Source organism: Enterobacter sp. RHBSTW-00318 (assembly GCF_014101375.1).
GTDB classification, from domain to species: Bacteria; Pseudomonadota; Gammaproteobacteria; order Enterobacterales; family Enterobacteriaceae; genus Enterobacter; species Enterobacter ludwigii.
Genome location: NZ_JABXQH010000001.1, coordinates 4,312,529 through 4,339,123 on the forward strand (window position 1 = coordinate 4,312,529; position 26,595 = coordinate 4,339,123).

At 49.3% G+C, this 26,595-nt stretch carries 24 protein-coding genes and 3 pseudogenes; 20 read left to right on the forward strand and 7 right to left on the reverse strand.

The features are described from left to right. The first annotated feature begins 170 nt into the window (after positions 1-170). Entirely contained in the window at positions 171-1,136 is a 966-nt protein-coding gene (gene glk, locus HV157_RS21240) for a glucokinase (RefSeq protein ID WP_014171063.1), read from the forward strand. 32 nt (positions 1,137-1,168) lie between these two features. Here the strand turns inward: glk and HV157_RS21245 are convergent, their stop codons facing one another. Beyond that, positions 1,169-1,900, reverse strand: coding sequence for a LytTR family DNA-binding domain-containing protein (locus HV157_RS21245; protein WP_020883103.1), 732 nt, complete (start codon positions 1,898-1,900; stop codon positions 1,169-1,171). A gap of 13 nt (positions 1,901-1,913) precedes the next feature. After that, positions 1,914-3,611 carry a sensor histidine kinase gene (locus HV157_RS21250; protein WP_182378532.1) on the reverse strand — a complete coding sequence of 566 codons (1,698 nt, stop codon included), beginning with the start codon at positions 3,609-3,611 and terminating at the stop codon, positions 1,914-1,916. Positions 3,612-3,997: 386 nt separating this feature from the next. Between HV157_RS21250 and alaC the strand changes: the two genes are divergently transcribed. Then, the gene (alaC, locus tag HV157_RS21255; RefSeq protein WP_014171059.1) at positions 3,998-5,236 is read left to right on the forward strand and encodes an alanine transaminase; all 1,239 of its coding nucleotides are present in this window, start codon (positions 3,998-4,000) and stop codon (positions 5,234-5,236) included. Positions 5,237-5,288: 52 nt separating this feature from the next. Here alaC and ypdK read toward each other — a convergent pair whose 3' ends face one another. From ypdK to HV157_RS21270, 3 genes are all read right to left on the reverse strand, one after another. After that, positions 5,289-5,360, reverse strand: a complete 72-nt coding sequence (ypdK, locus tag HV157_RS21260) for a membrane protein YpdK (protein WP_099458937.1) — start codon at positions 5,358-5,360, stop codon at positions 5,289-5,291. Positions 5,361-5,714: 354 nt separating this feature from the next. After that, positions 5,715-6,635 carry a kdo(2)-lipid IV(A) palmitoleoyltransferase gene (gene lpxP / locus HV157_RS21265; protein ID WP_025203512.1) on the reverse strand — a complete coding sequence of 307 codons (921 nt, stop codon included), beginning with the start codon at positions 6,633-6,635 and terminating at the stop codon, positions 5,715-5,717. Between the two features lie 283 nt (positions 6,636-6,918). Continuing rightward, on the reverse strand, positions 6,919-7,395 hold the full coding sequence (locus HV157_RS21270) for a WbuC family cupin fold metalloprotein (RefSeq protein ID WP_047366497.1): 477 nt from the start codon (positions 7,393-7,395) through the stop codon (positions 6,919-6,921). A 174-nt stretch (positions 7,396-7,569) separates the two neighbouring features. On the opposite strand from HV157_RS21270, the gene HV157_RS21275 reads away from it, so the two are divergent. Further along, the gene (locus HV157_RS21275; RefSeq protein WP_163304562.1) at positions 7,570-8,238 is read left to right on the forward strand and encodes a helix-turn-helix domain-containing protein; all 669 of its coding nucleotides are present in this window, start codon (positions 7,570-7,572) and stop codon (positions 8,236-8,238) included. Between the two features lie 400 nt (positions 8,239-8,638). On the opposite strand, the gene HV157_RS21280 is transcribed toward HV157_RS21275, so the two are convergent. After that, the gene (locus HV157_RS21280; RefSeq protein ID WP_000019445.1) at positions 8,639-9,619 is read right to left on the reverse strand and encodes an IS5-like element ISKpn26 family transposase; all 981 of its coding nucleotides are present in this window, start codon (positions 9,617-9,619) and stop codon (positions 8,639-8,641) included. A 175-nt stretch (positions 9,620-9,794) separates the two neighbouring features. On the opposite strand from HV157_RS21280, the pseudogene HV157_RS21285 reads away from it, so the two are divergent. The 6 genes and pseudogenes from HV157_RS21285 to mrkF form a co-directional block, all read left to right on the forward strand. After that, positions 9,795-10,211: pseudogene (locus HV157_RS21285) on the forward strand (winged helix-turn-helix domain-containing protein); the annotation flags it as partial. Positions 10,212-10,354: 143 nt separating this feature from the next. Then, on the forward strand, positions 10,355-10,963 hold the full coding sequence (gene mrkA / locus HV157_RS21290; protein WP_182268920.1) for a type 3 fimbria major subunit MrkA: 609 nt from the start codon (positions 10,355-10,357) through the stop codon (positions 10,961-10,963). A 95-nt stretch (positions 10,964-11,058) separates the two neighbouring features. Further along, positions 11,059-11,760, forward strand: a complete 702-nt coding sequence (gene mrkB, locus HV157_RS21295) for a type 3 fimbria chaperone MrkB (RefSeq protein WP_000820818.1) — start codon at positions 11,059-11,061, stop codon at positions 11,758-11,760. 11 nt (positions 11,761-11,771) lie between these two features. Next, positions 11,772-14,258: a fimbria/pilus outer membrane usher protein gene (locus HV157_RS21300; RefSeq protein WP_058659872.1), complete on the forward strand. Its 2,487-nt coding sequence runs from the start codon at positions 11,772-11,774 to the stop codon at positions 14,256-14,258. Next, positions 14,249-15,223 carry a fimbrial protein gene (locus tag HV157_RS21305; RefSeq protein ID WP_059362873.1) on the forward strand — a complete coding sequence of 325 codons (975 nt, stop codon included), beginning with the start codon at positions 14,249-14,251 and terminating at the stop codon, positions 15,221-15,223. The genes HV157_RS21300 and HV157_RS21305 overlap by 10 nt, the downstream gene beginning before the upstream one ends. A 14-nt stretch (positions 15,224-15,237) precedes the next feature. Next, complete coding sequence (gene mrkF, locus HV157_RS21310) at positions 15,238-15,888, forward strand: type 3 fimbria minor subunit MrkF (RefSeq protein WP_059362884.1); 651 nt, start codon at positions 15,238-15,240, stop codon at positions 15,886-15,888. A 34-nt stretch (positions 15,889-15,922) separates the two neighbouring features. On the opposite strand, the pseudogene mkrJ reads toward mrkF, so the two are convergent. Further along, positions 15,923-16,345 (reverse strand): annotated as a pseudogene (gene mkrJ, locus HV157_RS21315) (phosphodiesterase MrkJ); the annotation flags it as partial. On the opposite strand from mkrJ, the gene HV157_RS21320 reads away from it, so the two are divergent. The 11 genes and pseudogenes from HV157_RS21320 to HV157_RS21370 all read left to right on the forward strand — a co-directional run bounded on the left by HV157_RS21320 (position 16,265) and on the right by HV157_RS21370 (position 25,942). Beyond that, entirely contained in the window at positions 16,265-16,432 is a 168-nt protein-coding gene (locus HV157_RS21320; protein ID WP_153247013.1) for a hypothetical protein, read from the forward strand. The pseudogene mkrJ and the gene HV157_RS21320 overlap by 81 nt on opposite strands. A 264-nt stretch (positions 16,433-16,696) precedes the next feature. Next, positions 16,697-17,394 (forward strand): IS1 family transposase gene (locus HV157_RS21325; RefSeq protein ID WP_249420797.1). Its coding sequence is split into 2 segments (ribosomal slippage): positions 16,697-16,946 and positions 16,946-17,394, totalling 699 coding nucleotides; the frame shifts between segments, so codons are not numbered across the junction. 173 nt (positions 17,395-17,567) lie between these two features. Further along, complete coding sequence (locus tag HV157_RS21330; protein ID WP_007869691.1) at positions 17,568-17,834, forward strand: DUF1778 domain-containing protein; 267 nt, start codon at positions 17,568-17,570, stop codon at positions 17,832-17,834. Continuing rightward, positions 17,822-18,307 (forward strand): GNAT family N-acetyltransferase, encoded by a 486-nt coding sequence (locus HV157_RS21335; protein WP_013087269.1) that lies wholly within the window; start codon positions 17,822-17,824, stop codon positions 18,305-18,307. The genes HV157_RS21330 and HV157_RS21335 overlap by 13 nt, the downstream gene beginning before the upstream one ends. 375 nt (positions 18,308-18,682) lie before the next feature. After that, positions 18,683-19,162, forward strand: a complete 480-nt coding sequence (locus HV157_RS21340; RefSeq protein WP_182268921.1) for a hypothetical protein — start codon at positions 18,683-18,685, stop codon at positions 19,160-19,162. Positions 19,163-19,183: 21 nt separating this feature from the next. Beyond that, a complete protein-coding gene (locus HV157_RS21345) occupies positions 19,184-19,987 on the forward strand; it encodes a TIGR02391 family protein (RefSeq protein WP_000619352.1) in 804 nt (267 codons plus the stop codon). Positions 19,988-20,007: 20 nt separating this feature from the next. Beyond that, positions 20,008-20,967, forward strand: a pseudogene (locus HV157_RS21350) (restriction endonuclease); the annotation flags it as partial. 65 nt (positions 20,968-21,032) lie between these two features. After that, positions 21,033-22,195, forward strand: a protein-coding gene (locus HV157_RS21355) for an IS3-like element IS3 family transposase (protein ID WP_085947771.1) whose coding sequence is annotated in 2 segments (ribosomal slippage) — positions 21,033-21,294 and positions 21,294-22,195 — 1,164 coding nt in all. Because the reading frame shifts where the segments join, the coding sequence is not laid out codon by codon here. Positions 22,196-22,286: 91 nt separating this feature from the next. Continuing rightward, on the forward strand, positions 22,287-23,282 hold the full coding sequence (locus HV157_RS21360) for a hypothetical protein (protein ID WP_249420798.1): 996 nt from the start codon (positions 22,287-22,289) through the stop codon (positions 23,280-23,282). Positions 23,283-23,459: 177 nt separating this feature from the next. Further along, positions 23,460-25,109, forward strand: a complete 1,650-nt coding sequence (locus HV157_RS21365; protein WP_000665639.1) for a metallophosphoesterase — start codon at positions 23,460-23,462, stop codon at positions 25,107-25,109. Then, the gene (locus HV157_RS21370) at positions 25,106-25,942 is read left to right on the forward strand and encodes an HAD-IA family hydrolase (protein ID WP_000770925.1); all 837 of its coding nucleotides are present in this window, start codon (positions 25,106-25,108) and stop codon (positions 25,940-25,942) included. The genes HV157_RS21365 and HV157_RS21370 overlap by 4 nt, the downstream gene beginning before the upstream one ends. Positions 25,943-26,595: the final 653 nt, after the last annotated feature.

Sequence of the window (26,595 nt, forward strand, 5' to 3'; positions counted from 1 at the left end):
TTGCACAATCAGCTTTATGGCAATAGTGCAAAAGGTGCTGAAACGGTAAAGTTATTCTGTGACGAAGATCGATAATCCACGGGCATTCACCTTCCGGTCGTTGTTGTTATCACGCCTTGAACTTACAGTGTCCCAAAGATTTATTCTGACTTTAGCGGAGCAGTAGAAGAATGACAAAGTATGCTTTGGTAGGCGATGTGGGCGGCACGAATGCTCGCCTTGCCCTATGCGATGTAAATAGCGGTGAAATTTCCCGGGCGAAAACCTATTCAGGGCTGGATTATCCAAGTCTTGAGGCCGTTGTTCGGGTCTATCTTGAAGAGCAACAGGTGAGCATCGAAGACGGATGTATCGCCATTGCCTGCCCGATTACCGGTGACTGGGTGGCGATGACCAACCATGTCTGGGCATTTTCCATCGCTGAGATGAAAAAAAACCTGGGTTTTTCGCATCTTGAAATCATCAATGACTTTACTGCCGTGTCCATGGCGATCCCGATGCTGAAGCCAGAGCATCTGATTCAGTTTGGCGGTACAGCGCCAGTAGAAGGTAAGCCGATTGCGGTCTACGGTGCCGGTACCGGTCTTGGCGTTTCACATCTGGTTCACGTCGACCAGCGTTGGGTAAGCCTGCCGGGTGAGGGCGGTCACGTGGACTTTGCGCCCAACAGCGAAGAAGAGGGCATTATCCTCGAAGAGCTGCGTGCTGAAATCGGCCACGTCTCCGCCGAGCGCGTGCTTTCCGGTCCGGGTCTGGTGAATCTGTACCGTGCGATTGTAAAATCAGACGGCCGTCTGCCGGAGAATCTGCAGCCAAAAGATGTGACCGAACGCGCGCTGGCGGACAGCTGCATCGACTGTCGCCGTGCGCTGTCGCTGTTCTGTGTGATCATGGGGCGGTTTGGCGGCAACCTGGCGCTGACGCTGGGCACCTTCGGGGGAGTTTATATCGCGGGCGGGATCGTACCGCGTTTCCTTGACTTCTTTACAGCCTCAGGCTTCCGCGGTGCGTTTGAAGACAAAGGTCGCTTCAGAAGCTATGTGCAGGACATCCCTGTGTACCTGATTGTGCACGATAACCCAGGCCTACTTGGCTCGGGCGCGCACCTGCGTCAGGTACTGGGTCAAATCCTCTGACGACTATCCCTCTCCTGCGGGAGAGGGGATTTTTACAGATGCATCAGCTGGCGGAACTCTTTCACCTTGCTGCGACTCACCGGGACCTGAAAATCAAGATCCTTCAGACGCAAAATATAGGTGTTGTTAAACCACGGTTCGATCTCGCGGATCTTGTTTAGATTGACGCAAAACGAACGGTGGCAGCGGAAAAAGTGCGCCGCCGGCAGTTTGTTGCAAAACTCGGTGATGTTCATTGCCATCACGTACGATTCACGCCGTGTATAGACAAACGTCATCTTCTCGTGCGCTTCGGCATAGTAGATATCGTCGATAGGCGTCACGATGATGCGTTCATCCTTGACCAGGTTTATGGTGTCGTTTTCACGTATCGCCGGGCTTGCGTTAGCAGGCGTGGCCTGTTGTTGCCATGCGGCTTCCAGCTTTCGCAGCATGCTGACAATACGCGATTCCTGGTAAGGCTTCAGAATATAGTCAAACGCTTCCAGTTCGAAGGCTTCTACGGCGTGCTCTTTCCAGGCGGTAACGAAAACAATAAACGGCTTATGAGCAAACTGATTAATATTTTGCGCCAGTAATACGCCGTCCAGTGATGGAATGTTGATATCCAGAAAAATGGCGTCGACCCGGTTGTGCTGCAAGAACTTGAGCACGTCCAGACCATCCTCAAAGGTACCCACAATCTCCATCTGGCTGTGCGTTTTGATAAGCCAGCTCAGCTCCTGTTGAGCCAGAATTTCATCTTCCACGATGATGACTTTCATTGATTACTCCGGCCTATGGCAACAGTGATGTCGCCGCATGAACGGGGGAGCGTTCATTCGGGACGTAAAAAGCAATTTCGGTACCGGGTTCGAGACGGTGAATGTGCAGTCCGTCGCCGAACAACAGCTTGACCCGATGGTGCACGTTCAGCAGTCCAATTTTATTGCCCGGCATTTCGTTAGACTCCACGCGCTCAATGACTTTTGGATCAATACCGTGGCCGGTATCGCGCACGGCAATGCGCACGCGGTTACCGCTTTCGGTTACGCTGATGGTGACCACGCCTTTACCTTTACACGGCTGAATGCCGTGAACAATCGCGTTTTCCACCAGCGGCTGGATCAGCAGGCTTGGGATCACACAGTTGACCTCTTCATCGATATCGTAAATCACCGTGAGCTTGTCGCCAAAACGGGCCTGCTCAATCGCAATATAGTCCTTGATCTGATACAGCTCTTTTTTGATGTCGATCTGCTCGTCATCGTTCAGTTCAATGTTGTAGCGCAGGTAGCGCGACAGATTGAATATAAGCTGACGCGCGGTGTCCGGATTCATCCGGATGGAGGACGAGATGGCGTTCAGCGCGTTAAACAGAAAATGAGGATTGATTTTGCTCTGAAGCGCGCGCAGTTCTGCCTTATTTGCCATCTCGCGCAGCTGTTCTGCACGGGAAACTTCCAGCTGGGTAGAGATAATTTGCGACAGGCCGATGGCCATCTCCTGAAGCGTGGAGGTGATCTGGTGCGCGTGGCAGTAGTAGATTTTTAGCGTGCCCGTTACCACGCCTTTTTCCCACAGCGGAATCACCAGCATGGAGTGGATTTCCGGCGTTCGGTGAGCTTCATCATTGTTCTTAATGATGATTTTACCGTAGTTGATCGCCTGTCGGGTGGTGGGGCTAATGGTATCGTCATTATCGCGGTAATTGTGTTCCCCGACGCCGACGTAAGCCAGTACGTGGTCGTTATTGGTAATGGCGACCGCATCGGCATGAATATCGCGGCGGATAATATCGCAGACCTGACGTAACGACTCCGCGTTCACATGGCGGAAGAGTGGCAGCGTTTTGTTGGCGATATCCAGCGCCAGCTTGGCCTGACGCGCGGCACTGGCCTCTTTTTCTCCCTCAACGCTTTGTACCAGCAGCACGATAAAACCGATGCAGACGCTGCCGAGGATCATGGGAATACCGATTTTCGAAACGATATCCAGCCCCAGTGCGATAGTGGGGGCCCACACCACCACCAGGATCATGGTCAGCGTTTCGCACACCATGCCGGCGATGATCCCGGCGCGCCAGCGCTGCTTTTTTGTGATCTTGCGGTTAATCCATCCTGACAGTACCCCGGCAATAATACTGGTAATAAAACAGGGAATTGCCGTCACGCCACCGATATCAATCAGGTAACGGTGCGTACCGGCAATCAGTCCGGTGATGACGCCGACCCACGGGCCAAACAAAATCCCGCCGGACATGACGGCAATGATACGCACGTTAACCAGCGATCCCTCGACCGGCACGCCGGACCAGGTGCTGAACAACGCGAACAGCGAGAAGATCGCGGTGACGGCCAGCAGCTCTTTTGGCGAGTGCGCAGACTTGTGCAAAAGCTCGCGGAACAGGCGAATGCGGATAAGGAAAAACAGGCAAATCAGCATTAATGCCGCGCGGTCAAAAACCGCCAGCAGCATATTGAATATTTCGTGCACGAGTAGACCAGGGAAAACGGGAAAGAACCATGATAAAAAACCTGGCGCGTATTGACCAGCTATCCGTCAGGTTTATCAAATGGGGAAAAACCCTGTTTTGCAAAGGGGATTATCAGGAGAGGGCTGAAGTCTCCCGATTTTTTTGTGATAACGCCTGAGCAGGTAACGGTTTTGATATCATCGTGTTACACAACAGATATCAGAAAGAGGCTGTCACTTCGGACGCTTCCGCTTTTCAATACAGCAGGGTTCCGATTTTAGCGCGCACTCTTTTTTTTCATTTCCCTCTCGACAGCATGATTTTTTTCAGGTTATTTTCTAAACATGCCACATCGGTGGCAGCGTCGCTCGGACGGTCCGGGCGCTAACGTTAATCTGAGGAATCTATGGCTGAATTCAGTCCTGAACGCCGTTTTACGCGTATCGATCGTCTCCCCCCTTATGTATTCAACATCACTGCTGAACTGAAAATGGCTGCGCGTCGGCGCGGTGAAGACATTATTGATTTCAGCATGGGTAACCCTGACGGCCCAACACCGCCGCATATTGTTGAGAAATTATGTACGGTTGCTCAGCGTCCGGATACGCACGGCTACTCTACCTCTCGCGGTATTCCTCGATTACGTCGTGCAATTTCTCGCTGGTATCAGGATCGCTACCAGGTCGATATCGACCCTGAAAGCGAGGCGATTGTCACCATCGGCTCAAAAGAGGGTCTGGCGCACCTGATGCTGGCGACTCTGGATCATGGTGATACCGTACTGGTGCCCAATCCGAGCTACCCGATTCACATCTATGGCGCCGTGATTGCCGGAGCGCAGGTTCGCTCCGTACCACTGGTGGAAGGGGTCGATTTCTTTAACGAACTGGAACGTGCGATTCGCGAAAGCTACCCGAAACCTAAGATGATGATCCTCGGTTTTCCGTCGAACCCGACGGCGCAGTGCGTAGAGCTCGATTTCTTTGAAAAAGTGGTCGCCCTGGCTAAACGTTACGACGTGCTGGTGGTGCATGATTTAGCCTATGCCGATATTGTCTATGACGGCTGGAAAGCCCCTTCGATTATGCAGGTTCCTGGCGCACGCGATGTGGCGGTTGAGTTCTTTACGCTGTCGAAAAGCTACAACATGGCTGGCTGGCGCATCGGCTTTATGGTGGGCAACAAGACGCTGGTGAATGCCCTGGCGCGCATCAAGAGTTATCACGACTACGGTACCTTTACCCCGCTTCAGGTCGCGGCTATTGCAGCACTTGAAGGCGATCAGCAGTGTGTGCATGAGATTGCTGCGCAGTATAAGCGTCGCCGTGATGTGCTGGTCAAAGGGTTGCATGAAGCGGGCTGGATGGTGGACATGCCGAAAGCGTCCATGTACGTCTGGGCTAAAATTCCGGAGCCGTATGCGGCAATGGGATCGCTGGAGTTTGCCAAAAAGCTGCTGCAGGACGCGAAGGTATGTGTCTCGCCGGGCATTGGCTTTGGTGATTATGGCGACACCCATGTGCGATTCGCTCTGATTGAAAACAGTGACCGCATCCGCCAGGCGGTGAGGGGCATCAAGAGTATGTTCCGCGCCGATGGACTTCTCTCATCGAAAAGCGTCACCGAACCTCACGCGTCATCATGACATAAAAAAACAGGAGCCATCGGCTCCTGTTTTTTTGACTGCATGTTCTTCACTAGATCATCAGGGCAAACGTTCCGGCCCAGACTAAAACAATCACCGAAATGCCCATAAAGAAATATTTCACGTTTCATCGCTCCGCGTATCTTGTGGTACGCATTTAAAAACAGAGTCCACCTGATTATAGAGAGCTGAAGTTGGCTTATAGCGGAAATAAGATTTTTCCCGTAATACCGCCGACTCCCGCTCAGAATTCTGTGCTTTCCTGTTGCCAGACGGCGCTAATGTACGCCTAAAAATGGGGGGTGACAAGAGGGATTTTTTTAAATAATTTCCGTCACTTACGGGTGTCGTGGAACGGCGACAGTTTGATTTCAGAACGCAATAAATTCACTTTGAGCGACGCAAAGAAAGACAGTACACAGGGTGATTACAGGTCATTGAAAAGGTTAGTTTCTTAACGAAACTAACCTTCTGGAATTTAGATATACAGCGAGGCTTCGCCAAGAGGGCGTGTTTTGAAACGGCGATGCATCCAGAGATATTGCTCAGGCGCACGCATGATTTCCATTTCGATAACTTTATTGATGAACGTAGCGGCTTCGCCTTCGTTTTCCGGATAGTTAGCCATCTCAGGGGAGATATGCAGGCGATAGCCTGATTTATCCGCTTTTCTGACCATCGTGACGGTCAACATGGAGGCACCGGAAAGACGTGAAATCACAAAGGTACCATTGGTCGTGGCGACATCTTTCACCGCAAAGAACGGAGCGAAGCTACTGCCTTTACGCCCATAATCCTGGTCCGGTGCGAACCAGACGGCCTCACCTTTTTTCAGTGCGCCAACCATGCCGCGCAGGTTGTTACGGCTGATCATCGCCTTATTCGAGCGCATACGACCACGTGTCTGCACCCATTCCATCACGGCGCTGTTGTGCGGACGGTAGGTTGCCATCATCGGCTGGCAAAGCCCCATGACGCGACCCCCCAGTTCCAGAGACATAAAGTGAACGCCGACCACCATCACGCCGCGGTTTTGTAACTGGGCACGTTTCAGGTTATCCAGGCCTTCCACATCAAACCATTTACGAACACGTTCATCAGACCAGAACCATGCCATACCGGTTTCAAGCAGAGCCATGCCGATAGATTTAAAGTTTTCAGCAATCAGTTTTTCGCGCTGTTCCGCATTGTACTGTGGAAAGCAAAGTTCGAGATTTTTACGCGCAATAGACTCACGACGTTTAAGGAAGTGGCGCGATGCGCTGCCAAGCCTGGAGCCCAGAATGCGGATTACGGGATAAGGAAGCTGAACCAGTAACCAGAGCACGCCAAGACCAAACCATGTGAACCAGTAACGCGGGTGCAGAAACGCGCGTTTGAATTTGGATTGTGACAAAATAATGGGAACCTATATAAAGTCGGTGAAAGTCACGCATTGCGTAACCACGTACCTGTTAGACCGTAGTACAAGGTCATGGTTGCAGGCTTTACCGATCTTTACGGCGTTGCCTGGCCATTGCTGACGTTGGGTGGGCGGTATAATGTAGCACCCTTTATACGGTATGTGCTATTACTCGTTCTTGATTAAAAAAGCGGCAATTCGAAAGGTCTTTGATTTTTCTGTTTTTATAAACCAGAACAGATGCGCGACGGCATCTGTTTGGATATTTTGAAAGCAGTCGTTATGCTTTCCAGGCCGCATCGCCAGGCTGTACCTGTTTATACCATGCCATCAGCGCGGCTGTACCGGGCTCTCCCTCGGCGGGGGCCCAGGTAACGAAATCCTCATCAGCCACCGGTTGATAGCCACCGTGTTTAACTTCAAAAATAACGCCGCCATGATCCAGTGACAGTACGGCATGCCAGGTTCCCGCCTCCATCTCCAGCGCCATACACGCTTCACCTAATACGACGCGACGGGTGACGACGCCCTGGTCGTCAAAATTCAGCACGACAAAACGCCCGCGAAGGGGAAGTAACAGCTCAAAGGTATGCGGATGACGATGAGGGCGAACATAGGTGCCAGGTTCCATCGCGATGGCCAGTCGCTGAACCGGGTCGCTCAGTTCAGGATGAAAGTTACGATGCGCGCGTAAACGCGGGGCGTTAGCCGCCGCTTCACTTTGTTGCGTCAAATCGGAGAGCGTGATTTGTTTCATGATGGTTGCCTGAAAGAGAAGAGGGTCTGTGGAGCAAAGCAGTGGAATTGTAATACGGAATAACATAACCCATATAAATGAGGGTTCAATCACTGCACATCACCTCTGGAGCATAATAACCTGTGCTGCTAAATTCTCTTTAGCGGCTAAAACGTGACTGACAGGGAAAAGCGGGTGACAGAGCAAATCGATTATCAGATTGAAAAATACAGATTTACCGAGGCGAATGAACCTCCGCGTCTTACCCGTCAGTGGGCCGACGTTTTAAGCGAGTGCAAGGCGATCCAGGCCGGGGCCGAGGCGCGTCTGCGTATTGCCCTGACCAATGTCGATTACGTTACCAGCTTTGAGCTGCCTTTCCGCCTGTTGCTCGTGCGGACACCTCAGTTAATTGCCGGCTTGCGTGATGAACTGCAGCTCAGCCAGAAGAATGTCATTTTTAACGGGAAACGGTTTGGCTGTGTCTGGAGCGTGAAGTCCGATTTGAGCGATGTACCTGACGTTTTTCAATATCATCTGTCCACACGTATACGGCGAATGGAAGCGACACAATTGACCGCGGAACCTTTTCTGCAGATAGCCAAAGAAATTAAGCCCCCCACGGAACGTCTGAAGCGTGCTCTGTTAAGTGGTCTGGAGGTAACCGCGCTTGATGCGCTGTTCTGGTTTGGGATCCAGCGGATTGCTGCTGAGGTGTCGCGTCTGAGAAAGGCCGGAATGAGAATTACCACTGCGGAAAAACAGGTATTTGATAATCTTACCGGAACCACTCGCCTTGTGCCGGTGTATCGGCGCGCCGATGAGAGCATGGTGTCCTCTGCAGGAATGCAACGGCAGGAATGACCCTTTATTATGTAAAGTGAGAGCATGCTTTGGGTTACAGAGGGGGCCCGGTTAAGGGCGTGATGATATCTTTCAGGAAAGTTAAATCAACAACGTTGCACCAGACGGTGTTATACAGATTTCAAAACCAACTTTAATGACGTCGTGTCAGCGTCGTCCCCTCTGTATCCCTGGAACCCTGATTTTAGCAACAAGATAGGGTTGTTGTTCAAGGTTGTGCCCACTCCTCGATTGATGCCTGAGATTTACCTATGGAAGGTGCGAATAAGCAGGTCATTTCTTCCCAAGCTGACTCGCTGATTAAAATTTCGCGGATCTGGGCCGATTTTTTTCCCGCAAACACATCGAATCAGCCTATTTAGGCTATTTTTTCCACCATTTCTGGCGTTATTTCCGGTTTTTACTGAGATCTCTCCCACTGACGTATCATTTGGTCCACCCGAAACAGGTTGGCCAGGGTGAATAACATCGCCAGTTGGTTATCGTTTTTCAGCAGCCCCTTGTATCTGGCTTTCACGAAGCCGAACTGCCGCTTGATGATGCGAAACGGGTGCTCCACCCTGGCACGGATGCTGGCTTTCATGTATTCGATGTTGATGGCCGTTTTGTTCTTGCGCGGATGCTGCTTCAAGGTTTTTACCTTGCCGGGACGCTCGGCGATCAGCCAGTCCACATCCACCTCGGCCAGCTCCTCGCGCTGTGGCGCTCCTTGGTAGCCGGCATCGGCTGAGACAAATTGCTCCTCTCCATGAAGCAGATTACCCAGCTGATTGAGGTCATGCTCGTTGGCCGCGGTGGTGACCAGGCTGTGGGTCAGGCCACTCTTGGCATCGACACCAATGTGGGCCTTCATGCCAAAGTGCCACTGATTGCCTTTCTTGGTCTGATGCATCTCCGGATCGCGTTGCTGCTCTTTGTTCTTGGTAGAGCTGGGTGCCTCAATGATGGTGGCATCCACCAAAGTGCCTTGGGTCATCATGACGCCTGCTTCGGCCAGCCAGCGATTGATGGTCTTGAACAATTGACGGGCCAGTTGATGCTGCTCGAGCAGGTGGCGGAAATTCATGATGGTGGTGCGATCCGGCAGGGCGCTATCCAGGGATAATCGGGCAAACAGGCGCATGGAGGCGATTTCGTACAGGGCATCTTCCATGGCACCGTCGCTCAGGTTGTACCAATGCTGCATGCAGTGAATACGCAGCATGGTCTCCAGCGGATAGGGCCGTCGGCCATTGCCCGCCTTGGGATAAAACGGCTCGATGACAGCGGTCATATTCTGCCATGGCAGAATCTGCTCCATGCGGGAGAGGAAAATCTCTTTTCGGGTCTGACGGCGCTTAGTGCTGAATTCACTATCGGCGAAGGTGAGTTGATGGCTCATGATGTCCCTCTGGGATGCGCTCCGGATGAATATGATGATCTCATATCAGGAACTTGTTCGCACCTTCCCTAACGCGGTGGCCAGTTTTTGTTGACCACTTCAGTCGAAGATTCTATTATACCCGTGGCGATTCAGATGCTTGATTTTTTTTAGAATCAGGATCATGTTACGAACCATGAAAATTACACTGACTCCTCAACAGAAACTGCAACTCGAACAAATGCACGATATTGAACGTGATAGTCGAGTTTGCGACCGTATTAAGGCTGTTTTGCTGGCTTCTGAAGGCTGGAGTCAGACCATGATTTCACAAGCTCTTCGGATTCATGAATCCACCGTTGCACGTCACCTTAGCGACTACGTTCTTTCTGAAAAACTTAAGCCTGAAAATGGCGGAAGTCAAAGCAAGCTTTCTGCAACTCAAACCATGCACCTAATCGAGCATTTGACTGAGAGAACCTATCCTCATACTCATCAAATTGTCGCCTACGTTAAAGAGACTTTTGGACTTGATTACACTGTCTCTGGTATGAACAAATGGCTTCACCATAACGGTTTTAGCTACAAGCAACCGAAAGGCGTTCCACATAAGTTTATTTTCAGGTTCTCAAGCCTGCATCTTCAAGTTGATTCGGTATAGCAGTGGCATAAATCAGCATCGCCTGATGTTTCTGGTTCTATGCGAATTCACAGTGTGCTCATTGATTCACAATTCACTCTGACAAGGAAATGGCAATGAAAAAGGTTCTTCTCTCTGCAGCAATGGCAACCGCGTTTTTTGGCATGACTGCTGCCCATGCAGCTGATACCACTGTTGGCGGCGGCCAGGTTAATTTCTTCGGTAAAGTTACCGATGTATCCTGTACTGTTTCCGTTAACGGCCAGGGCAGCGATGCGAACGTTTACCTGTCTCCGGTAACCCTGACTGAAGTTAAAGCGGCAAAAGCGGATACTTACCTGAAACCGAAATCTTTCACCATTGACGTCTCTAACTGCCAGGCTGCTGATGACACTAAACAGGATGACGTAAGCAAACTGGGCGTGAACTGGACCGGCGGTAACCTGCTGGCTGGCGCAACCGGCAAACAACAGGGCTACCTGGCGAACACCGAAGCTTCCGGTGCTCAGAACATCCAGCTGGTGCTGTCTACTGATAACGCTACCGCGCTGACCAACAAAATCATCCCGGGTGACAGCACTCAGCCGAAAGCGGAAGGCGACGCTTCCGCTGTAGCTGATGGCGCGCGTTTCACCTACTACGTAGGCTACGCCACCAGCGCGCCGACCACGGTAACCACCGGTGTGGTTAACAGCTACGCGACTTACGAAATTACTTACCAGTAATTCCGTCAGAAAATAAAACTGCCCCGCGATGGGGCAGTTAATAACAATAATAAAGCGGCAATGTCCGCCGCTTGTATTTTTATTCTGAGGTCAGCATGAAGCGTATTGCCCTTTTTTTCTGTTTCATTTTTAGTTTTGCGGCCCATGCCAACAATATTATTGTTAACGGTACCCGCTTTATTTATCCAGGAAATGAAAAAGAAATAACGGTACAGCTTTCAAATAACGCCGACCGTCCGGCGCTGGCGCAGGCCTGGCTGGATAACGGCGATGCCGATGCCACACCGGATACCATTACCACCCCGTTTATTATCACCCCGCCGATTTCGCGCGTTGACGCCAAGAGCGGCCAGACGCTGCGTATTAAGCTCGGTAGCAGCGCCGGTCTGGCGAAAGATAAAGAGACGCTGTGGTGGCTGAATCTGCTGGAAATTCCGCCGGTGGTGGCCAATCAGAAAAATGAAGGCCAGAACGTGCTGCAGCTGGCGATCCGTTCGCGCTTTAAATTTATTTATCGTCCTGCCGGACTGGGCAACCGCGATGCGGCGGCCGAGAAGCTGACCCTGACCGCCAGCGGCAGTAGTCTCGCCATCAACAACCCGACGCCGTTCTACATTACCGTCAGCCGTATTTCCCGCGACGGCGGTAAAGCCCTGAACAGTAAAACCGTGATGCTGGCGCCGCAGTCCAGCCAGACGGTGGCGCTCTCCTCCGCCGTCAACCGCGGCGAAACCCTGACCGTTAACAACATTAATGACTATGGCGCCGATGTCGCAGTGAAAGTGGCCGTTAAATAAGGGAAAAGCTAATGAAGCAGAGGTCATTCTGCCCGGGAAGATTAAGCACCGCGATCGCCATCGCGCTGTGCTGCTTTCCGCCATTTTCCAGCGGACAGGAAAACCCGGGAACGATCTATCAATTTAACGATGGTTTTATCGTCGGCAGTCGCGAAAAGGTCGACCTGTCGCGCTTCTCGACCAGCGCTATCAGCGAGGGCGTCTACTCCCTTGATGTCTATACCAACGGCGAATGGAAAGGGCGCTACGACCTGAAAATCACCGCCGGTAAAGACGGCAAAATGGGCGTCTGCTATACCAAAGCGATGCTGATGCAGTATGGGATTTCGCCGGAAAAATTAAATCCGCAGCTCAGCGAAAAAGAGGGCTTCTGCGGACGCCTGCAGGAGTGGCGTCACGAAGATAACGTCAAAGACACGCTGATTCAGTCCTCCCTGAGACTGGATATTGCCGTACCGCAAATCTACGAAGATCAGCGCCTGAAAAACTTTGTCAGCCCGCAATTCTGGGATAAAGGCGTTGCGGCGCTGAATTTAGGCTGGATGGCCAACGCCTGGAACAGCCATATCTCCTCGGCCAACGGTTCCGATAACAGCAGCGCGTATCTTGGCGTTAACGCGGGCCTGTCGTGGGACGGCTGGCTGCTCAAGCATATCGGTAACCTGAACTGGCAGCAGCAGCAGGGGAAAGCGCACTGGAACAGCAACCAGACCTATCTGCAGCGGCCGATTCCGCAGATTAACTCGATAGTCAGCGGCGGGCAGATTTTTACCAACGGCGAGTTCTTTGACACCATCGGCCTGCGCGGGGTTAACCTGGCGACCGATGACAATATGTTTCCCGACGGCATGCGCTCCTACGCCCCTGAAATTCGCGGCGTGGCGCAAAGCAACGCCCTGGTGACGGTGCGCCAGGGCAGCAATATTATCTATCAGACCACGGTGCCGCCGGGGCCGTTTACCCTGCAGGATGTCTATCCTTCCGGCTACGGTAGCGACCTTGAAGTGTCGGTTAAAGAGGGCGATGGTTCGGTCGAGGTATTCAGCGTACCTTACGCCTCGGTAGCGCAGCTGCTGCGTCCGGGGATGACCCGCTACGCGCTCTCCGCCGGTAAAGTCGACGATAGTTCGCTGCGTAATAAACCGATGCTCTACCAGGGAACCTGGCAGCATGGTTTAAATAACCTGTTTACCGGCTATACCGGCGTCACCGGATTTGATGACTATCAGGCGTTCCTGCTGGGGACCGGGATGAACACCGGCATCGGCGCGCTCTCCTTCGACGTGACTCACTCGCGGCTGAAGAGCGATACCCTTGACGAGCACGGTCAAAGCTATCGCGCCACCTTTAACCGCATGTTTACCGAAACCCAGACCAGCATCGTGCTGGCGGCGTATCGCTACTCCACCAAAGGCTACTACAACCTGAACGACGCCCTCTACGCCGTCGATCAGGAGAAGAACTACAACAGCAACTACACCGTGTGGCGCCAGAAAAACGGGATGACCTTTACCGTCAACCAGAACCTGCCGGACGGCTGGGGCGGTTTTTATCTGAGCGGTCGGGTGGCGGATTACTGGAACCGTTCGGGGACGGAAAAGCAGTATCAGTTTAGTTACAACAACATGTACGGTCGGCTCTCGTGGTCGGTCAGCGCCCAGCGCGTCTATACCCCGGATAGTTCCGGCCACCGCCGCGACGATCGAGTGTCTCTCAACTTTAGCTACCCGCTGTGGTTCGGTGAAAACCGCACCGCTAACCTGACATCGAATACCGCGTTTAACAATTCGCGTTTCGCCAGCTCGCAGATTGGCGTCAACGGTTCGCTGGATAGCGAAAACAACCTTAACTACGGCGTGTCGACGACCACCGCCACTGGCGGCCAGCACGATGTGGCGCTGAACGGCAGTTACCGTACCCCGTGGACGACGCTGAACGGCAGCTATAGCCAGGGCGAAGGCTATCGCCAGAGCGGCGTGGGCGCCAGCGGGACGCTAATCGCGCATCAGCACGGCGTCGTATTCTCGCCGGAAACCGGCACTACTATGGCGCTGATCGAAGCGAAAGATGCCGCGGGCGCGATGTTGCCCGGTTCGCCGGGTACCCGCATCGACAGCAACGGCTACGCCATTCTGCCGTATCTGCGGCCTTACCGGATAAATTCCGTTGAAATTGACCCGAAAGGCAGCAATGACGATGTCGCCTTCGGCAGTACCGTGGCGCAGGTGGTGCCGTGGGAAGGGAGCGTGGTCAAGGTCTCCTTCGATACCACGCTGCAGAACAACATCACTCTGCGGGCGCGCCAGGCTAATGGCCTGCCGTTACCGTTTGCCGCCACGATATTCGGTCCGTCCGGGAAAGAGATCGGCGTGGTGGGGCAGGGCAGCATGATGTTTATCAGCGACGCCAGCGCGCCGAAGGCCACGGTTAAGTGGAGCGGCGGACAGTGCTCGGTGGAATTAAGTCAGGAAAAAACAAAGGAAACGCTATGTCGCTAATGAAAAAACTGACGCTTTTTATTGGCTTAATGGCGCTGGGGACAACGTCAGCATGGGCATCATGTTGGCAATCTAATAGTGCCTATGAAATTAATATGGCTATGGGGCGCGTGGTTGTTAGCCCGGACTTACCAGTAGGGAGTGTCATTGCAACTAAAACATGGCCAATGCCGGATAATAATACGATTTATGTTACATGTGATATAAATACTACTCTGAAATTCGATGCGAAAGTTGTTGCTGCTGGTTTGGTTCAGGGGGCCAATAAAGTCTATTCAACTGCAATTCCTGGAATTGGTTTACGTTTCTCACGTAAAGGGGCGATCAGTATGATCTACCCTGATAGTTATACCACGACAGGTTCCTCCTTTAGACTCGCAGGTTCAACATTCACATTAGATATAATTAAGACCAGTACCACAACAGGGAGTGGAACCATAGCCAGTGGGCCGTATACAGAGTACGGACCAGGATTTACAATCCTTAAAACCAGCCTTAATGCTGATGCCATTACAATTGTTTCACCTTCTTGTACCATTTTAGGTGGCAAAAATATGAATGTCGATATAGGCACGATTAAACGAGCTGATTTAAAAGGGGTGGGGACCTGGGCTGGCGGTACACCATTTGATATTAAACTGGAGTGTAGTGGGGGAGTCAGTGTCAGTGGTTATGCAAATATTAACACCTCATTTTCTGGAACATTAGCTACAAATACATCAGCGAATCAAGGTGTTCTACTAAACGAAAAGACCGGAAATTCTGCTGCTAAGGGCGTTGGTGTGCAGGTTATAAAGGACAACACTCCTCTGGAATTCAACAAAAAATATAATATTGGTACATTACAAAACCAGGAAACTCGTTATATCACCCTGCCTCTCCATGCGCGCTTCTATCAATATGCGCCGACTACCAGTACCGGTGAAGTGGAGTCGCACCTGGTCTTTAACCTGACGTACGATTAATGCGGGAGGCGGGTATGAGTGATTCAGCAAAGTATAAAAATAGCACACGACTCATTCAGTTGGCCCTGATAAGCGGGACGCTTATTGCCTCCTCGGCGTGGGGATTCGAGACGAATTACGATCGCGGACGGGTCGATTTTGCCGGGCGGGTGACGGATATTTCCTGTAGCATCGCGCTAAACGGCGGCCAGCATGCCGGCAGCGGTAATGTCTGGCTGGCGCCGGTCAGCCTGGCGGAAGTCCACGATCGCGGTGCCGGGGCGTTTATGAAACCGCAGCCGTTTACCCTGGCACTGTCAAACTGCCAGCTGCGCCATGATGGTGGGGCAGCCTCGCAGGATGAGGTGCGTCGGGTCAGCGTGCGCTGGGTCGATGGTTTTTTACTGACGGCGGTCGGTAACGAAAACGCCGGGTATCTGGCCAATACCTTGCCGGATGGAGCGCAGAATATTTATCTGGCCCTATCGACTAACGATAATAATACTCTGGATAAGAGTAATAAAATTGTCCCGGCGGACCCGCAGCAAAATCAGGTGCGTTTGCAGGAAAGCGCGGTCAGCGGCGGCCTGTTCACCTATTACGTTGGCTATGTTTCGCCAACGCCGAAAAGCGCCACCAGCGGGCCGATTACCAGCTGGGCAACGTGGGAATTAGTTTATAATTAAGTGACGTTAAAAAGCCGGGAATTCCCGGCTTTTTTTACATGGCAATATCATCGGCGACCAGTTGTTCAATACTGACTTCCCGCCAGTAATGTCCCTGGATAGCAAACCACTCCATTCCCTGCAGCCATTCTTTATGGGCTTCGCTTTCGACACCTTCAATAATCACATTATGATGGTTGCGCGATAAAAAGGTCACCAGCGCATCCATCAGCTGGCGGCCGAACTCTTTGCGCATCAGGTGCCAGAAAAAATCCTTATCAATTTTCACATAGTCAAAGTGATAACCGCGAATAGCGTTAATTCCCGCGTAGCCGGAGCCGAAGTCGTCGAGCCACAGTGAGGTATCCTGTGGGCTCTGCCAGGCGGCAAGAGAATTATGCAGCAGATTCTCGGCGTTTTCGGTTACCTCGAAATGGACGCAGGTCAGGGCGGCGATTTTGGCTTTTATATCCTTCTGGGGGTCCGCTTGGAATTCGGAAATTATCCTACGTTAAGATTTTCAAGCTTAACGGGTGATTTCGTTCCATTGATCGGAAACCCCTGACCGCAAGGGATGTACGGAACTGTCAGGCTGTCCGTTTCTGGTTTTGCCTACTTTCGGACAGATCAACGGCATGGTGTACGTAATCGTTCGGTTTCGGACGTTTAAGTCACATGCACGTTAACTGTCGGTATTCATCGCCTCACTAGTACTACTCTGCTAGTTCATCATGTTCTTCTGACCTGCTCCCCGTTGATTAGTACACCCCGATGGGTAATGGTGCCAACTTACTGATTTAGTGTATGATGGTGTTTTTGAGGTGCTCCCGTGGCTTCCATCTCCATCAGTTGTCCCTCCTGCTCAGCTACTGACGGGGTGGTGCGTAACGGCAAAAGCACTGCCGGACATCAGCGCTATCTCTGCTCTCACTGCCGTAAAACATGGCAGCTACAGTTCACTTACACCGCTTCTCAACCCGGTACGCACCAGAAAATCATTGATATGGCCATGAATGGCGTCGGATGTCGCGCCAGTGCACGCATTATGGGCGTTGGCCTCAACACGATTTTACGACACTTAAAAAACTCAGGCCGCAGTCGGTAAACTCACGCATACAACCGGGCAGTGACGTCATTGTTTGCGCGGAAATGGACGAACAGTGGGGTTACGTCGGGGCTAAATCACGCCAGCGCTGGTTGTTTTACGCGTATGACAGGATACGGAGGACGGTTGTGGCGCACGTATTCGGTGAACGCACGTTGGCCACGCTGGAGCGTCTTCTGAGCCTGCTGTCGGCCTTTGAGGTCGTGGTATGGATGACGGATGGCTGGCCGCTGTATGAATCACGCCTGAAGGGAGAACTGCACGTTATCAGCAAGCGATATACGCAGCGCATTGAGCGGCATAACCTGAATCTGAGGCAGCATCTGGCAAGGCTGGGCAGGAAGTCACTGTCGTTCTCAAAATCGGTGGAGCTGCATGACAAAGTCGTCGGGCATTATCTGAACATAAAACACTATCATTAAGTTGGAGTCATTACCGGCCAGAGCAAGGAAAATAATTTAGAGGAAGAGCTTTACCTAATAGTTGCAAGTTGACTCTTTCGTATGTTCACTGCACTTAAAAAACCGTATAGCTTTTGCTATACAGAATCCATATGATATGCTTGTAAAGCAATCGCTATACAAGGAGCGCACTCATGAAATCAGATGTTCAGCTCAACCTTAGAGCTAAAGAATCTCAAAGAGCACTTATTGATGCTGCAGCAGAGATTCTCCATAAATCACGCACGGACTTCATCCTGGAAATGGCATGTCAGGCTGCGGAGAATGTGATCCTCGATCGTCGCGTATTTAATTTTAACGATGAGCAGTATGCAGAGTTTATCGATATGCTCGATGCACCGGTTTCGGATGAGGCGGCTATTGATAAACTTCTGGCAAGGAAACCTCAGTGGGACGTGTAACAGCACCAGAACCATTATCCAGCTCCCATCAACTAGCAGAGTTCGTCAGTGGTGAGGCAGTACTTGATGACTGGCTTAAACAGAGGGGATTAAAAAACCAAGCTCTTGGTGCAGCACGAACGTTCGTCGTTTGTAAAAGAGACACTAAACAGGTTGTCGGTTTTTACTCTCTGGCCACCGGCAGCGTTAACCACGTGGAAGCAATGGGAAGCCTCAGGCGCAATATGCCAGATCCAATTCCCGTAATCATACTTGCTCGCCTGGCAGTTGATGTTTCATACCGTGGCCAAGGGCTCGGGGCCGATTTACTGCATGATGCAGTTCTGCGCTGTTACCGTGTAGCTGAGAATATTGGAGTCCGTGCGATTATGGTTCATGCACTGACTGAAGAAGCCAAAAACTTTTATCTTCACCATGGCTTTAAGGCATCACAAACTCAGGAACGGACATTGTTTTTAAAGTTACCACAGTGAGGTTTGAGGAAGAAAGGGGCTTGTTCGATATTTAAGATATTGATTTATAATGATTTTACCATTGAATTTAACTATTCTGGGTTTGAGGGAAATACATAATTTAATTTATAATAAAAAACTTTGCAACCCACTGTAATTAAATAATTTTTTCTCATCGAGCAATCAAAGCATGCACTTATGAACTAAGTTTTGGTTCATAACTGTGCAAGTAGCTGAACACAAATCATACGAATTTTCTACCATTGGTTCATGAACTGGTTTTTCTGATTTTGTGATGAACATCAGGTTTTAGTATTCAGTTATTATACCTTTTAGTTGGTAACCGAATGCGTACTGAAAAATCCAATAAAATTCCTTAAATATGCGAGCGTGATAATGGCACTGACCCCGGCTCAAATACGCTACCTCAATCAATGTGAACCAGGCGAACCTGTGTCACATGCATTGTCCGAGCTACTATTCAATGATCATGATCTACTCAGTATTGATGCTAACGAACGGTCCATTACCTTTCGCTTTGCGATGTACCTCCAGCTATCTTTCCCCGGTTGGAATGTAGATTGCGAATATAACCGGGATGGTGTAGAACCTAAACGGCTCAGACATTTGGAGCTTTATCCAGACAGCGAAGACGTTGAAGCAAAGACAGTATTTCCTGATGTGATCGTGCATCGGCGAGGTACACAACAGAATCATCTGGTCTTAGAATTTAAAAAATCAACGAGTCGCGTCGATAGACGAATCGATCTACTGAAACTTCAAGGTTATAAGCAGCAGCTTGGCTACGATCACGCTTTGTTTATGGAGGTCGGTACTGAGGGACAATCGATTATCACGGCGCTCGAGTGGGTCTGAAAGGTGATAAAAAGGTAATTTATGATACGTATTCCATTATTCAACTCTCAGCACCTTGAGGCCGCTTGTCGCGTTCTTGCTGATACCGAACGTGGCTTGAGTGGGGCGCAGATCGAGCGACTCCTACAAGAAATCAAAGTTGCCGACACATCGCCAAGCATGACAAAATGGAAACGGCTGTATAATGCGCTCGTAGGTGCGCAGAACCAATATCAGGTCGGCAACCATCTCATAATGTTCATTAACCGTGCGATGAATCCGGTAAATTACGCTCGTGATCCAGCAGTATTTACCTGGAGGCGTGATGAACTCAATGTTGTCCTAGCTTTTTCCGGCTTTTATGTCCGCGAAGATGGTAAGGTCACGAACGCTACTAAAGCAACAACACTCGATTCAGCCAGAGCCCGCGCCGGGCGACTTAAGGCTGCACTCGAAAACCGTGCTGTGCATGCAGAAGTTTTGAACTATTGTCGTGCAGAACTTCTGGACGAAAACTATTTTCATGCCGTCTTCGAGGCGACGAAAGGGGTTGCGGAACGTATTCGTCAGTTGTCTGGGTTGAGCGGCGATGGTGCTGACTTGGTGAACAAGGCATTTACCGGACAACAACCAGTTCTGACCTTGGGACCGCTCACTACCGACTCAGAAAAGAGTGAACAAAAAGGTTTTGCGAACCTACTCATTGGTCTATTCGGCGCTGTGCGCAATCCACTGGCCCATTCGCCTAAGAAGAATTGGCCCATGTCTGAATTGGATGCGCTGGACATCCTTACGTTGGTTTCGCTTATTCATCGCAAGCTGGATGGCACACAGAAAAAAATATAGCCATATTATTGGGGAGTTGCATGAGCTACGCGGACTGGCGAGTTTATCAGGAGGCCACAGCTGAAGTATTTCGACGTCTTGGATGTAATGCTTTGGTTGATTATCGAGCCAAAGGTGTTCGAGCGACCCATGATATTGACGTCTACGCGACCTTCCTTCGATCGGGTATCCTCTGTACTTGGGTAATCGAATGCAAAGTGTGGAAAACTCGCGTTCCTAAGGAAAAGGTGCTTGCTCTCAAGAGCCTCATTGATGACCTTGGTGCCGATCGAGGAATCATGGTCAGTGAGGTTGGTTTCCAACCTGGAGCACAGGATGCGGCACGAGGGTCGAACATCACTCTGGTCACATCCTTGGATGATTTTGCCAAGACTGCACAGGCAGCAACATCAGAAGCCTCTCTTATTCTAGACAGTAGTGATGATGGAGCCCCAATTTATAAATTTCCAAGCCGCTCTGAACCACATGACATTCTCCTGCATAACAACTTCCTGATAACTGCAAATTGGGCTGGATGCAGCATTTCAATCGTTAATCCATCATCCAAATCAATCATACGTACCATCGACCTGGATAAATATGAGTCGATCTCCCCGCAAAACGGTGAAAGAGAGATTTTGAGCCATCCTCCTGGTAGCTTAGTTATTGCAGATGGCCGTTTGTTTGTCGGCCAGGTTTTTTCGGACTTTGTGCTCGTTATTGATTTGGCTACGCATGCTATCGTTAAAAGAATAGTGTTACCTGGGGGCGGTAACGGACAATTAGCAGTGTCACAAAACGAAAAAGAAATCTATTTCGCAAGCAATCGAGTCAACCAGTTCTACATCATTGACAGTGCCACATACGTTGTAAAGACAGTAGCATATCCCGAAGGTGGCCGAGGCTGCATGTCGCTGCTACGACATCCGACACTGCCATTAATTTACATTGGCATTCAACGCGGCGGACGCAGCCACGGGCTGAGTTATCCACATGCTAACTGATCTTACCCAGCAATAGTGGACACGCGGCTAAGTGAGTAAACTCTCAGTCAGAGGTGACTCACATGACAAAAACAGTATCAACCAGTAAAAAACCCCGTAAACAGCATTCGCCTGAATTTCGCAGTGAAGCCCTGAAGCTTGCTGAACGCATCGGTGTTACTGCCGCAGCCCGTGAACTCAGCCTGTATGAATCACAACTCTACAACTGGCGCAGTAAACAGCAAAATCAGCAGACGTCTTCTGAACGTGAACTGGAGATGTCTACCGAGATTGCACGTCTCAAACGCCAGCTGGCAGAACGGGATGAAGAGCTGGCTATCCTCCAAAAGGCCGCGACATACTTCGCGAAGCGCCTGAAATGAAGTATGTCTTTATTGAAAAACATCAGGCTGAGTTCAGCATCAAAGCAATGTGCCGCGTGCTCCGGGTGGCCCGCAGCGGCTGGTATACGTGGTGTCAGCGGCGGACAAGGATAAGCACGCGTCAGCAGTTCCGCCAACACTGCGACAGCGTTGTCCTCGCGGCTTTTACCCGGTCAAAACAGCGTTACGGTGCCCCACGCCTGACGGATGAACTGCGTGCTCAGGGTTACCCCTTTAACGTAAAAACCGTGGCGGCAAGCCTGCGCCGTCAGGGACTGAGGGCAAAGGCCTCCCGGAAGTTCAGCCCGGTCAGCTACCGCGCACACGGCCTGCCTGTGTCAGAAAATCTGTTGGAGCAGGATTTTTACGCCAGTGGCCCGAACCAGAAGTGGGCAGGAGACATCACGTACTTACGTACAGATGAAGGCTGGCTGTATCTGGCAGTGGTCATTGACCTGTGGTCACGTGCCGTTATTGGCTGGTCAATGTCGCCACGCATGACGGCGCAACTGGCCTGCGATGCCCTGCAGATGGCGCTGTGGCGGCGTAAGAGGCCCCGGAACGTTATCGTTCACACGGACCGTGGAGGCCAGTACTGTTCAGCAGATTATCAGGCGCAACTGAAGCGGCATAATCTGCGTGGAAGTATGAGCGCAAAAGGTTGCTGCTACGATAATGCCTGCGTGGAAAGCTTCTTTCATTCGCTGAAAGTGGAATGTATCCATGGAGAACACTTTATCAGCCGGGAAATAATGCGGGCAACGGTGTTTAATTATATCGAATGTGATTACAATCGGTGGCGGCGGCACAGTTGGTGTGGCGGCCTCAGTCCGGAACAATTTGAAAACAAGAACCTCGCTTAGGCCTGTGTCCATATTACGTGGGTAGGATCAATCGGTCGTTGCCGATTTTTGCGAACATTTCTGCTACGTCGAATCAGAGTTCGGGTTCACTTTGATCGAAGCACTTATCCCGGCCATCGCCGATCGACTGCGTGCCGCTCCGCAAGAGTCTTTCCACGAACTAAACGATATCGTGTGGAACGCGTTGCGGCTCTACGATCCGCTTAACATCTATGTTGGCAAGTTGGCACCGTCCCGAAGAATGCGGCAGGTGGGGCGAAAAATCTGCCGTTGCTGGTCGCCTAAGGATCTCGCGATCTCTTTGTCGCGCAGTACGCAACGAAACTTCCAAGCTGCCGCAGGGCTTCTTAGCTTCATGCATAAGGCCTCGCCAAAGCAGTTCGAGGAGACGGTATTAGCACTCAATTGGAGCGAGATCGACCAAGCGATAGGCTCGGATTGGGCGGAAAATATCGGCGATGCGAGAATGCTGCTCGGAGTTGCGCACATCGTACCAGCAGCGAGACTCGCAATTCAGGAGATGATTGCGCGCAATGAGCCGCGTATCGTCAACATGTCGACGCATCTCGCAGCCATCGCGCCGGCTAGCGCGTTACGTCATATAGCCGCGGGCAGACGCATTGCACTCAGCCATTGGGGTCATGTCGATTGGCAACTGGGAGCATTAGTTTTGGCGAGGATTGCTCAGTCGGAGCCAACACTGGTTTCTACATTTCTTGAACCGCACTACAGTGGGCTAGCAGAGGCGTTATCTCAGCCCAGCCCCACTTTTTACAATGAGGCTCTGATGTTTCTTTGTCTCCTCGTGCAAGTCCAGCCTTCAGGCTTAATTCGAGTGCTGGATCAAATTGATGTAAACAGGGCAACACTGGGGTGGCGTAATGCACTTCGCGGGCAGGATAATAGTCGTGAGCCTGGCGCAAAGGCTCAGGTTCGGCAGGTAGCGTCTTTGCTAGTCCATCATGCGATGGATCGTAGTGATGCATTGGGAGAGTTAGCCCGCCGACTGCGACGTGACTTTCCCCGTCAATCTATACCTTTAGCAAAGACTATTGAGTTCATTGATTTAAGCGAGCCGATTGAATGAACATGCATTAGCAGCTGCCGGATCGTATTGGTGTAATCAGGCAAACTGGAAGAAGGTAGCGAGGTGATTACCTTACTTAACGCTATTCTCAAAAAGATAAGACTCGAATTTGAGTTCACTATGATTTACTGATAAAACGAAGATATTATAAAACCATTGCATTTAAGGATGAAGTAAATGAAAGAGACTTACATTTTTAGGTTCCGTGATCTAGGAAAAAGTGAAGGATTTACCATCGAACAGCATAACCAAATTGCTCGTGAGGAAGGGGATGTTTGGTGGGGATGGTGGGCAAAATCTGGTGAGGTGTTTCCATCACAAGAACTAAGAATTGCTGCCGAAAATCTCACCAAAATATATTTTTTTGATTCAGGGCGACTAAAGTTCTATAGGGCCGAATTAAAAGAAGTCTGCTCCTCAGCTGCTGGGGATAGCAAGAAGAAGGCTCCTGATAATGGTAGAAAAACACCAAGGTATTATAATGAAGATGAGTTGTTAGGTTGGTTAAAAGTTTCTGAAATTTGTGAAATTCATGATAATGATGATGTTCTCAAAACCTTATCCTATATTCCATTAGATTCATTATTCACCACCTCAAAGGATTTAGATGAACAGCTTTTCAATAAAGTTGTTTTTTCAGTAACTGAATTAAAAGAACAAGATAGAACAATTTGGAAGGTGAGACCTGCTATTGATTCTGATCTTCAGCATGAATTATTAGCATCCCATTATATTCCTTATAATTTCAACCAAAAATATAGCCAAAAAAAAGGGGAGTTTATAATTTGGCTTTCAGATATTCATTTCGATAACGGAAAAGGCAAGCATGCGTTTCCAGCGCAAGATAATGATCAACAGAAATGTTTATCTTCTCGTGTAGTAGAGTTGGCAGACAAATATAGCAATGGAAATAAATGTGCCGGATTGGCTATTTCAGGTGATTTGACTTGGCAATCACAGGTTGAGGGATTTGAGCTGGCTTCGAAATTCATCAAAGATGTTAGTTCTTCTCTTAGCCTTACACCGGATGATATAATTATTTGCCCAGGGAATCATGATGTTGGTTTGGTTTCTAAAGAACAATATTTTGAAATAATGGGAAAGCCTACTACTGATACTCCATGGGCAACTCTAGCAGAAAACTATCATAAAGGAAGCAAAGAAAACTATATAAAATTTTATAAAGATGTTTTCCAAAGAAAACCTGAAGAAGATCTCTCGCAAGGAAGAAAATTTTTATTGGGAGGGCACAAAGTAGTTGAAGTGGCGGCCTTGAACTCATGTGTTTTACAACAAGTTAAAGATTCATTTTTGGGTATGGGGTTTATCGGTGAGAAACAACTCAGTAACGTTGCGGAATCTATGGGATGGATGAACAAAAGTGGGGAGTATATATCTAAAAAAAGGGGGGTCACAAGAATTGCTATGCTCCATCATCACCTAACTTCAATTAATGAGGCCGAAGATGCCTATTTGGATTCAAAATATAGTGTTACACTAGATGCGGAGAGATTGTTGCGTTGGGTGGTGAAACATAAAGTTGACTATATTCTTCATGGGCATATGCATAGAAGTAGTTGTATTACAATAAAAAAAATACTATCTCCATTAGAACCAGTCTCGGCTTCAAATCCTGAACATACTTTTCAAATTATTTCTTTGGGAAGTTCAGGGGTTGCTAGTTCAGAATTGCCAAATCAAGATTGTGCTAACTATGCATGTATAATGGATTTTTCTGGTGAAAAGCTAGCGTTCAAATTTTTCAAGCTCGATAGACAGAACGGAGCAAATGAAACGGCAACCTATGCTATTGAAGGTTTATCATGAAATTACTTATCACCGATTTGGATAATACACTGTACGATTGGGTAAGTTTTTATTCCCAATCATTTAGTGCTATGGCTGAGGAACTATCAAAGGAGATAAATGTTCCTTTAGATATACTTTTGTCCGAGTATAAGGTCATTCATCAGAGGTTTGGTAATTCTGAAAAACCGTTTGCTACTCTAGAGTTGCCATCTGTTATTTCTTATTTTGGGACCAATGATAAGATTTTATTACAAAAAAAACTCACGCGAGTATTTTCTGCTTTTAGCTCAAAGCGCAATCATACATTGAAATTATACCCTACTGTCAGGGATACTTTAAATATTTTAAGGGAGCGTGGTGTTAAGATTGTCGGTCATACTGAATCTTTAGAATATAATTCTTTGTATCGCCTTTATAAGCTTGATGTCATTGATTTTTTTGATCACCTCTACACAATTGAAGACAATCACAATCTCCACCCCAATCCTAAAAACGCAAAAGTTATTTCAGTAAAAGATGATTTTATTATAAGGTTATCTAGTGCTGAATCTAAGCCTAACCCAAAACTCTTGGAGCACATTTGTCTCACTGAAAATGTAGATATTAAAGATGCGGTATATGTTGGTGACTCTATTACTAAAGATATATCAATGGCAAAGTCTATTGGAATGAAAGCTGTTTGGGCTCGCTATGGTCGTCAGTTTGCTCCCGAGCTATGGGAAATTTTAGTGAAAATAACACACTGGACTGATAAAGATGTTGAAAGAGAAGAGCAACTGAAGGAATCATTTTCAAGAGTTAAACCGGATTATTCAATTAATAGTTTTGCAGAAATTTTGGATCTGATGTGATTTTCATTATGGTTCCAAGATCTTAAAGGATTTTGGAACCACTTTATACTGGCTTTATTATCACAAAAGTGATTGGCCTGGCCCCCATTTTATAAGATATCTCAATTTTCGAAAGGCACCATAATCTGAATCGACACTTCTTAGTTTCAGGAGTATCTCCTACCAGTAAAATCGCAGCAAGGATTGATAGGGGCCTGAGAGATATTCATCCCTGATTTTGTGTAGCTCAACAGCCAGTCCAATGTATGGCACAGTTTAATTCACGTCACCGATTCTATATGTATAGGATTTCCTTACGATGAAAGTGTATCTTGTACAAGTTTCAGCTAGTTTCATCTACGGACACGGGGGTACCCAAAACAGAGGGAGGAGCAAAAAACGCATAAGACAATGATTTTTTTCGACAATCGTAAAAGTATTGGGAGATCACTGCCTATTAGGCTTACAAACTGTTAAAATTCCCATCAATTTTTCATTGACTGGGGCAGCGGACGAATTAACTGACGGTTATACCCGGGTCTCAGCATACGACTAAAACCTACATTTGCAGAAATGTTACACCCAACTTCCAAGGTGCAATCGCTCTACGAATGGTTGTTAGTGAAAAAAGGGTCATCGCATGAAGTCTAACCTTTTTCGAATTAAGGAGTAGG

Excerpts from the sequence above, each read along its gene's own strand:
- glk (WP_014171063.1), top strand. The coding sequence starts at position 171 with ATGACAAAGTATGCTTTGGTAGGCGATGTGGGCGGCACGAATGCTCGC.
- HV157_RS21245 (WP_020883103.1), bottom strand. The coding sequence starts at position 1,900 with ATGAAAGTCATCATCGTGGAAGATGAAATTCTGGCTCAACAGGAGCTG.
- alaC (WP_014171059.1), top strand. The coding sequence starts at position 3,998 with ATGGCTGAATTCAGTCCTGAACGCCGTTTTACGCGTATCGATCGTCTC.
- HV157_RS21270 (WP_047366497.1), bottom strand. The coding sequence starts at position 7,395 with ATGAAACAAATCACGCTCTCCGATTTGACGCAACAAAGTGAAGCGGCG.
- HV157_RS21280 (WP_000019445.1), bottom strand. The coding sequence starts at position 9,619 with ATGAGCCATCAACTCACCTTCGCCGATAGTGAATTCAGCACTAAGCGC.
- mrkA (WP_182268920.1), top strand. The coding sequence starts at position 10,355 with ATGAAAAAGGTTCTTCTCTCTGCAGCAATGGCAACCGCGTTTTTTGGC.
- mrkB (WP_000820818.1), top strand. The coding sequence starts at position 11,059 with ATGAAGCGTATTGCCCTTTTTTTCTGTTTCATTTTTAGTTTTGCGGCC.
- HV157_RS21300 (WP_058659872.1), top strand. The coding sequence starts at position 11,772 with ATGAAGCAGAGGTCATTCTGCCCGGGAAGATTAAGCACCGCGATCGCC.
- HV157_RS21305 (WP_059362873.1), top strand. The coding sequence starts at position 14,249 with ATGTCGCTAATGAAAAAACTGACGCTTTTTATTGGCTTAATGGCGCTG.
- mrkF (WP_059362884.1), top strand. The coding sequence starts at position 15,238 with ATGAGTGATTCAGCAAAGTATAAAAATAGCACACGACTCATTCAGTTG.
- HV157_RS21320 (WP_153247013.1), top strand. The coding sequence starts at position 16,265 with ATGCAGCAGATTCTCGGCGTTTTCGGTTACCTCGAAATGGACGCAGGT.
- HV157_RS21330 (WP_007869691.1), top strand. The coding sequence starts at position 17,568 with ATGAAATCAGATGTTCAGCTCAACCTTAGAGCTAAAGAATCTCAAAGA.
- HV157_RS21340 (WP_182268921.1), top strand. The coding sequence starts at position 18,683 with ATGGCACTGACCCCGGCTCAAATACGCTACCTCAATCAATGTGAACCA.
- HV157_RS21345 (WP_000619352.1), top strand. The coding sequence starts at position 19,184 with ATGATACGTATTCCATTATTCAACTCTCAGCACCTTGAGGCCGCTTGT.
- HV157_RS21365 (WP_000665639.1), top strand. The coding sequence starts at position 23,460 with ATGAAAGAGACTTACATTTTTAGGTTCCGTGATCTAGGAAAAAGTGAA.
- HV157_RS21370 (WP_000770925.1), top strand. The coding sequence starts at position 25,106 with ATGAAATTACTTATCACCGATTTGGATAATACACTGTACGATTGGGTA.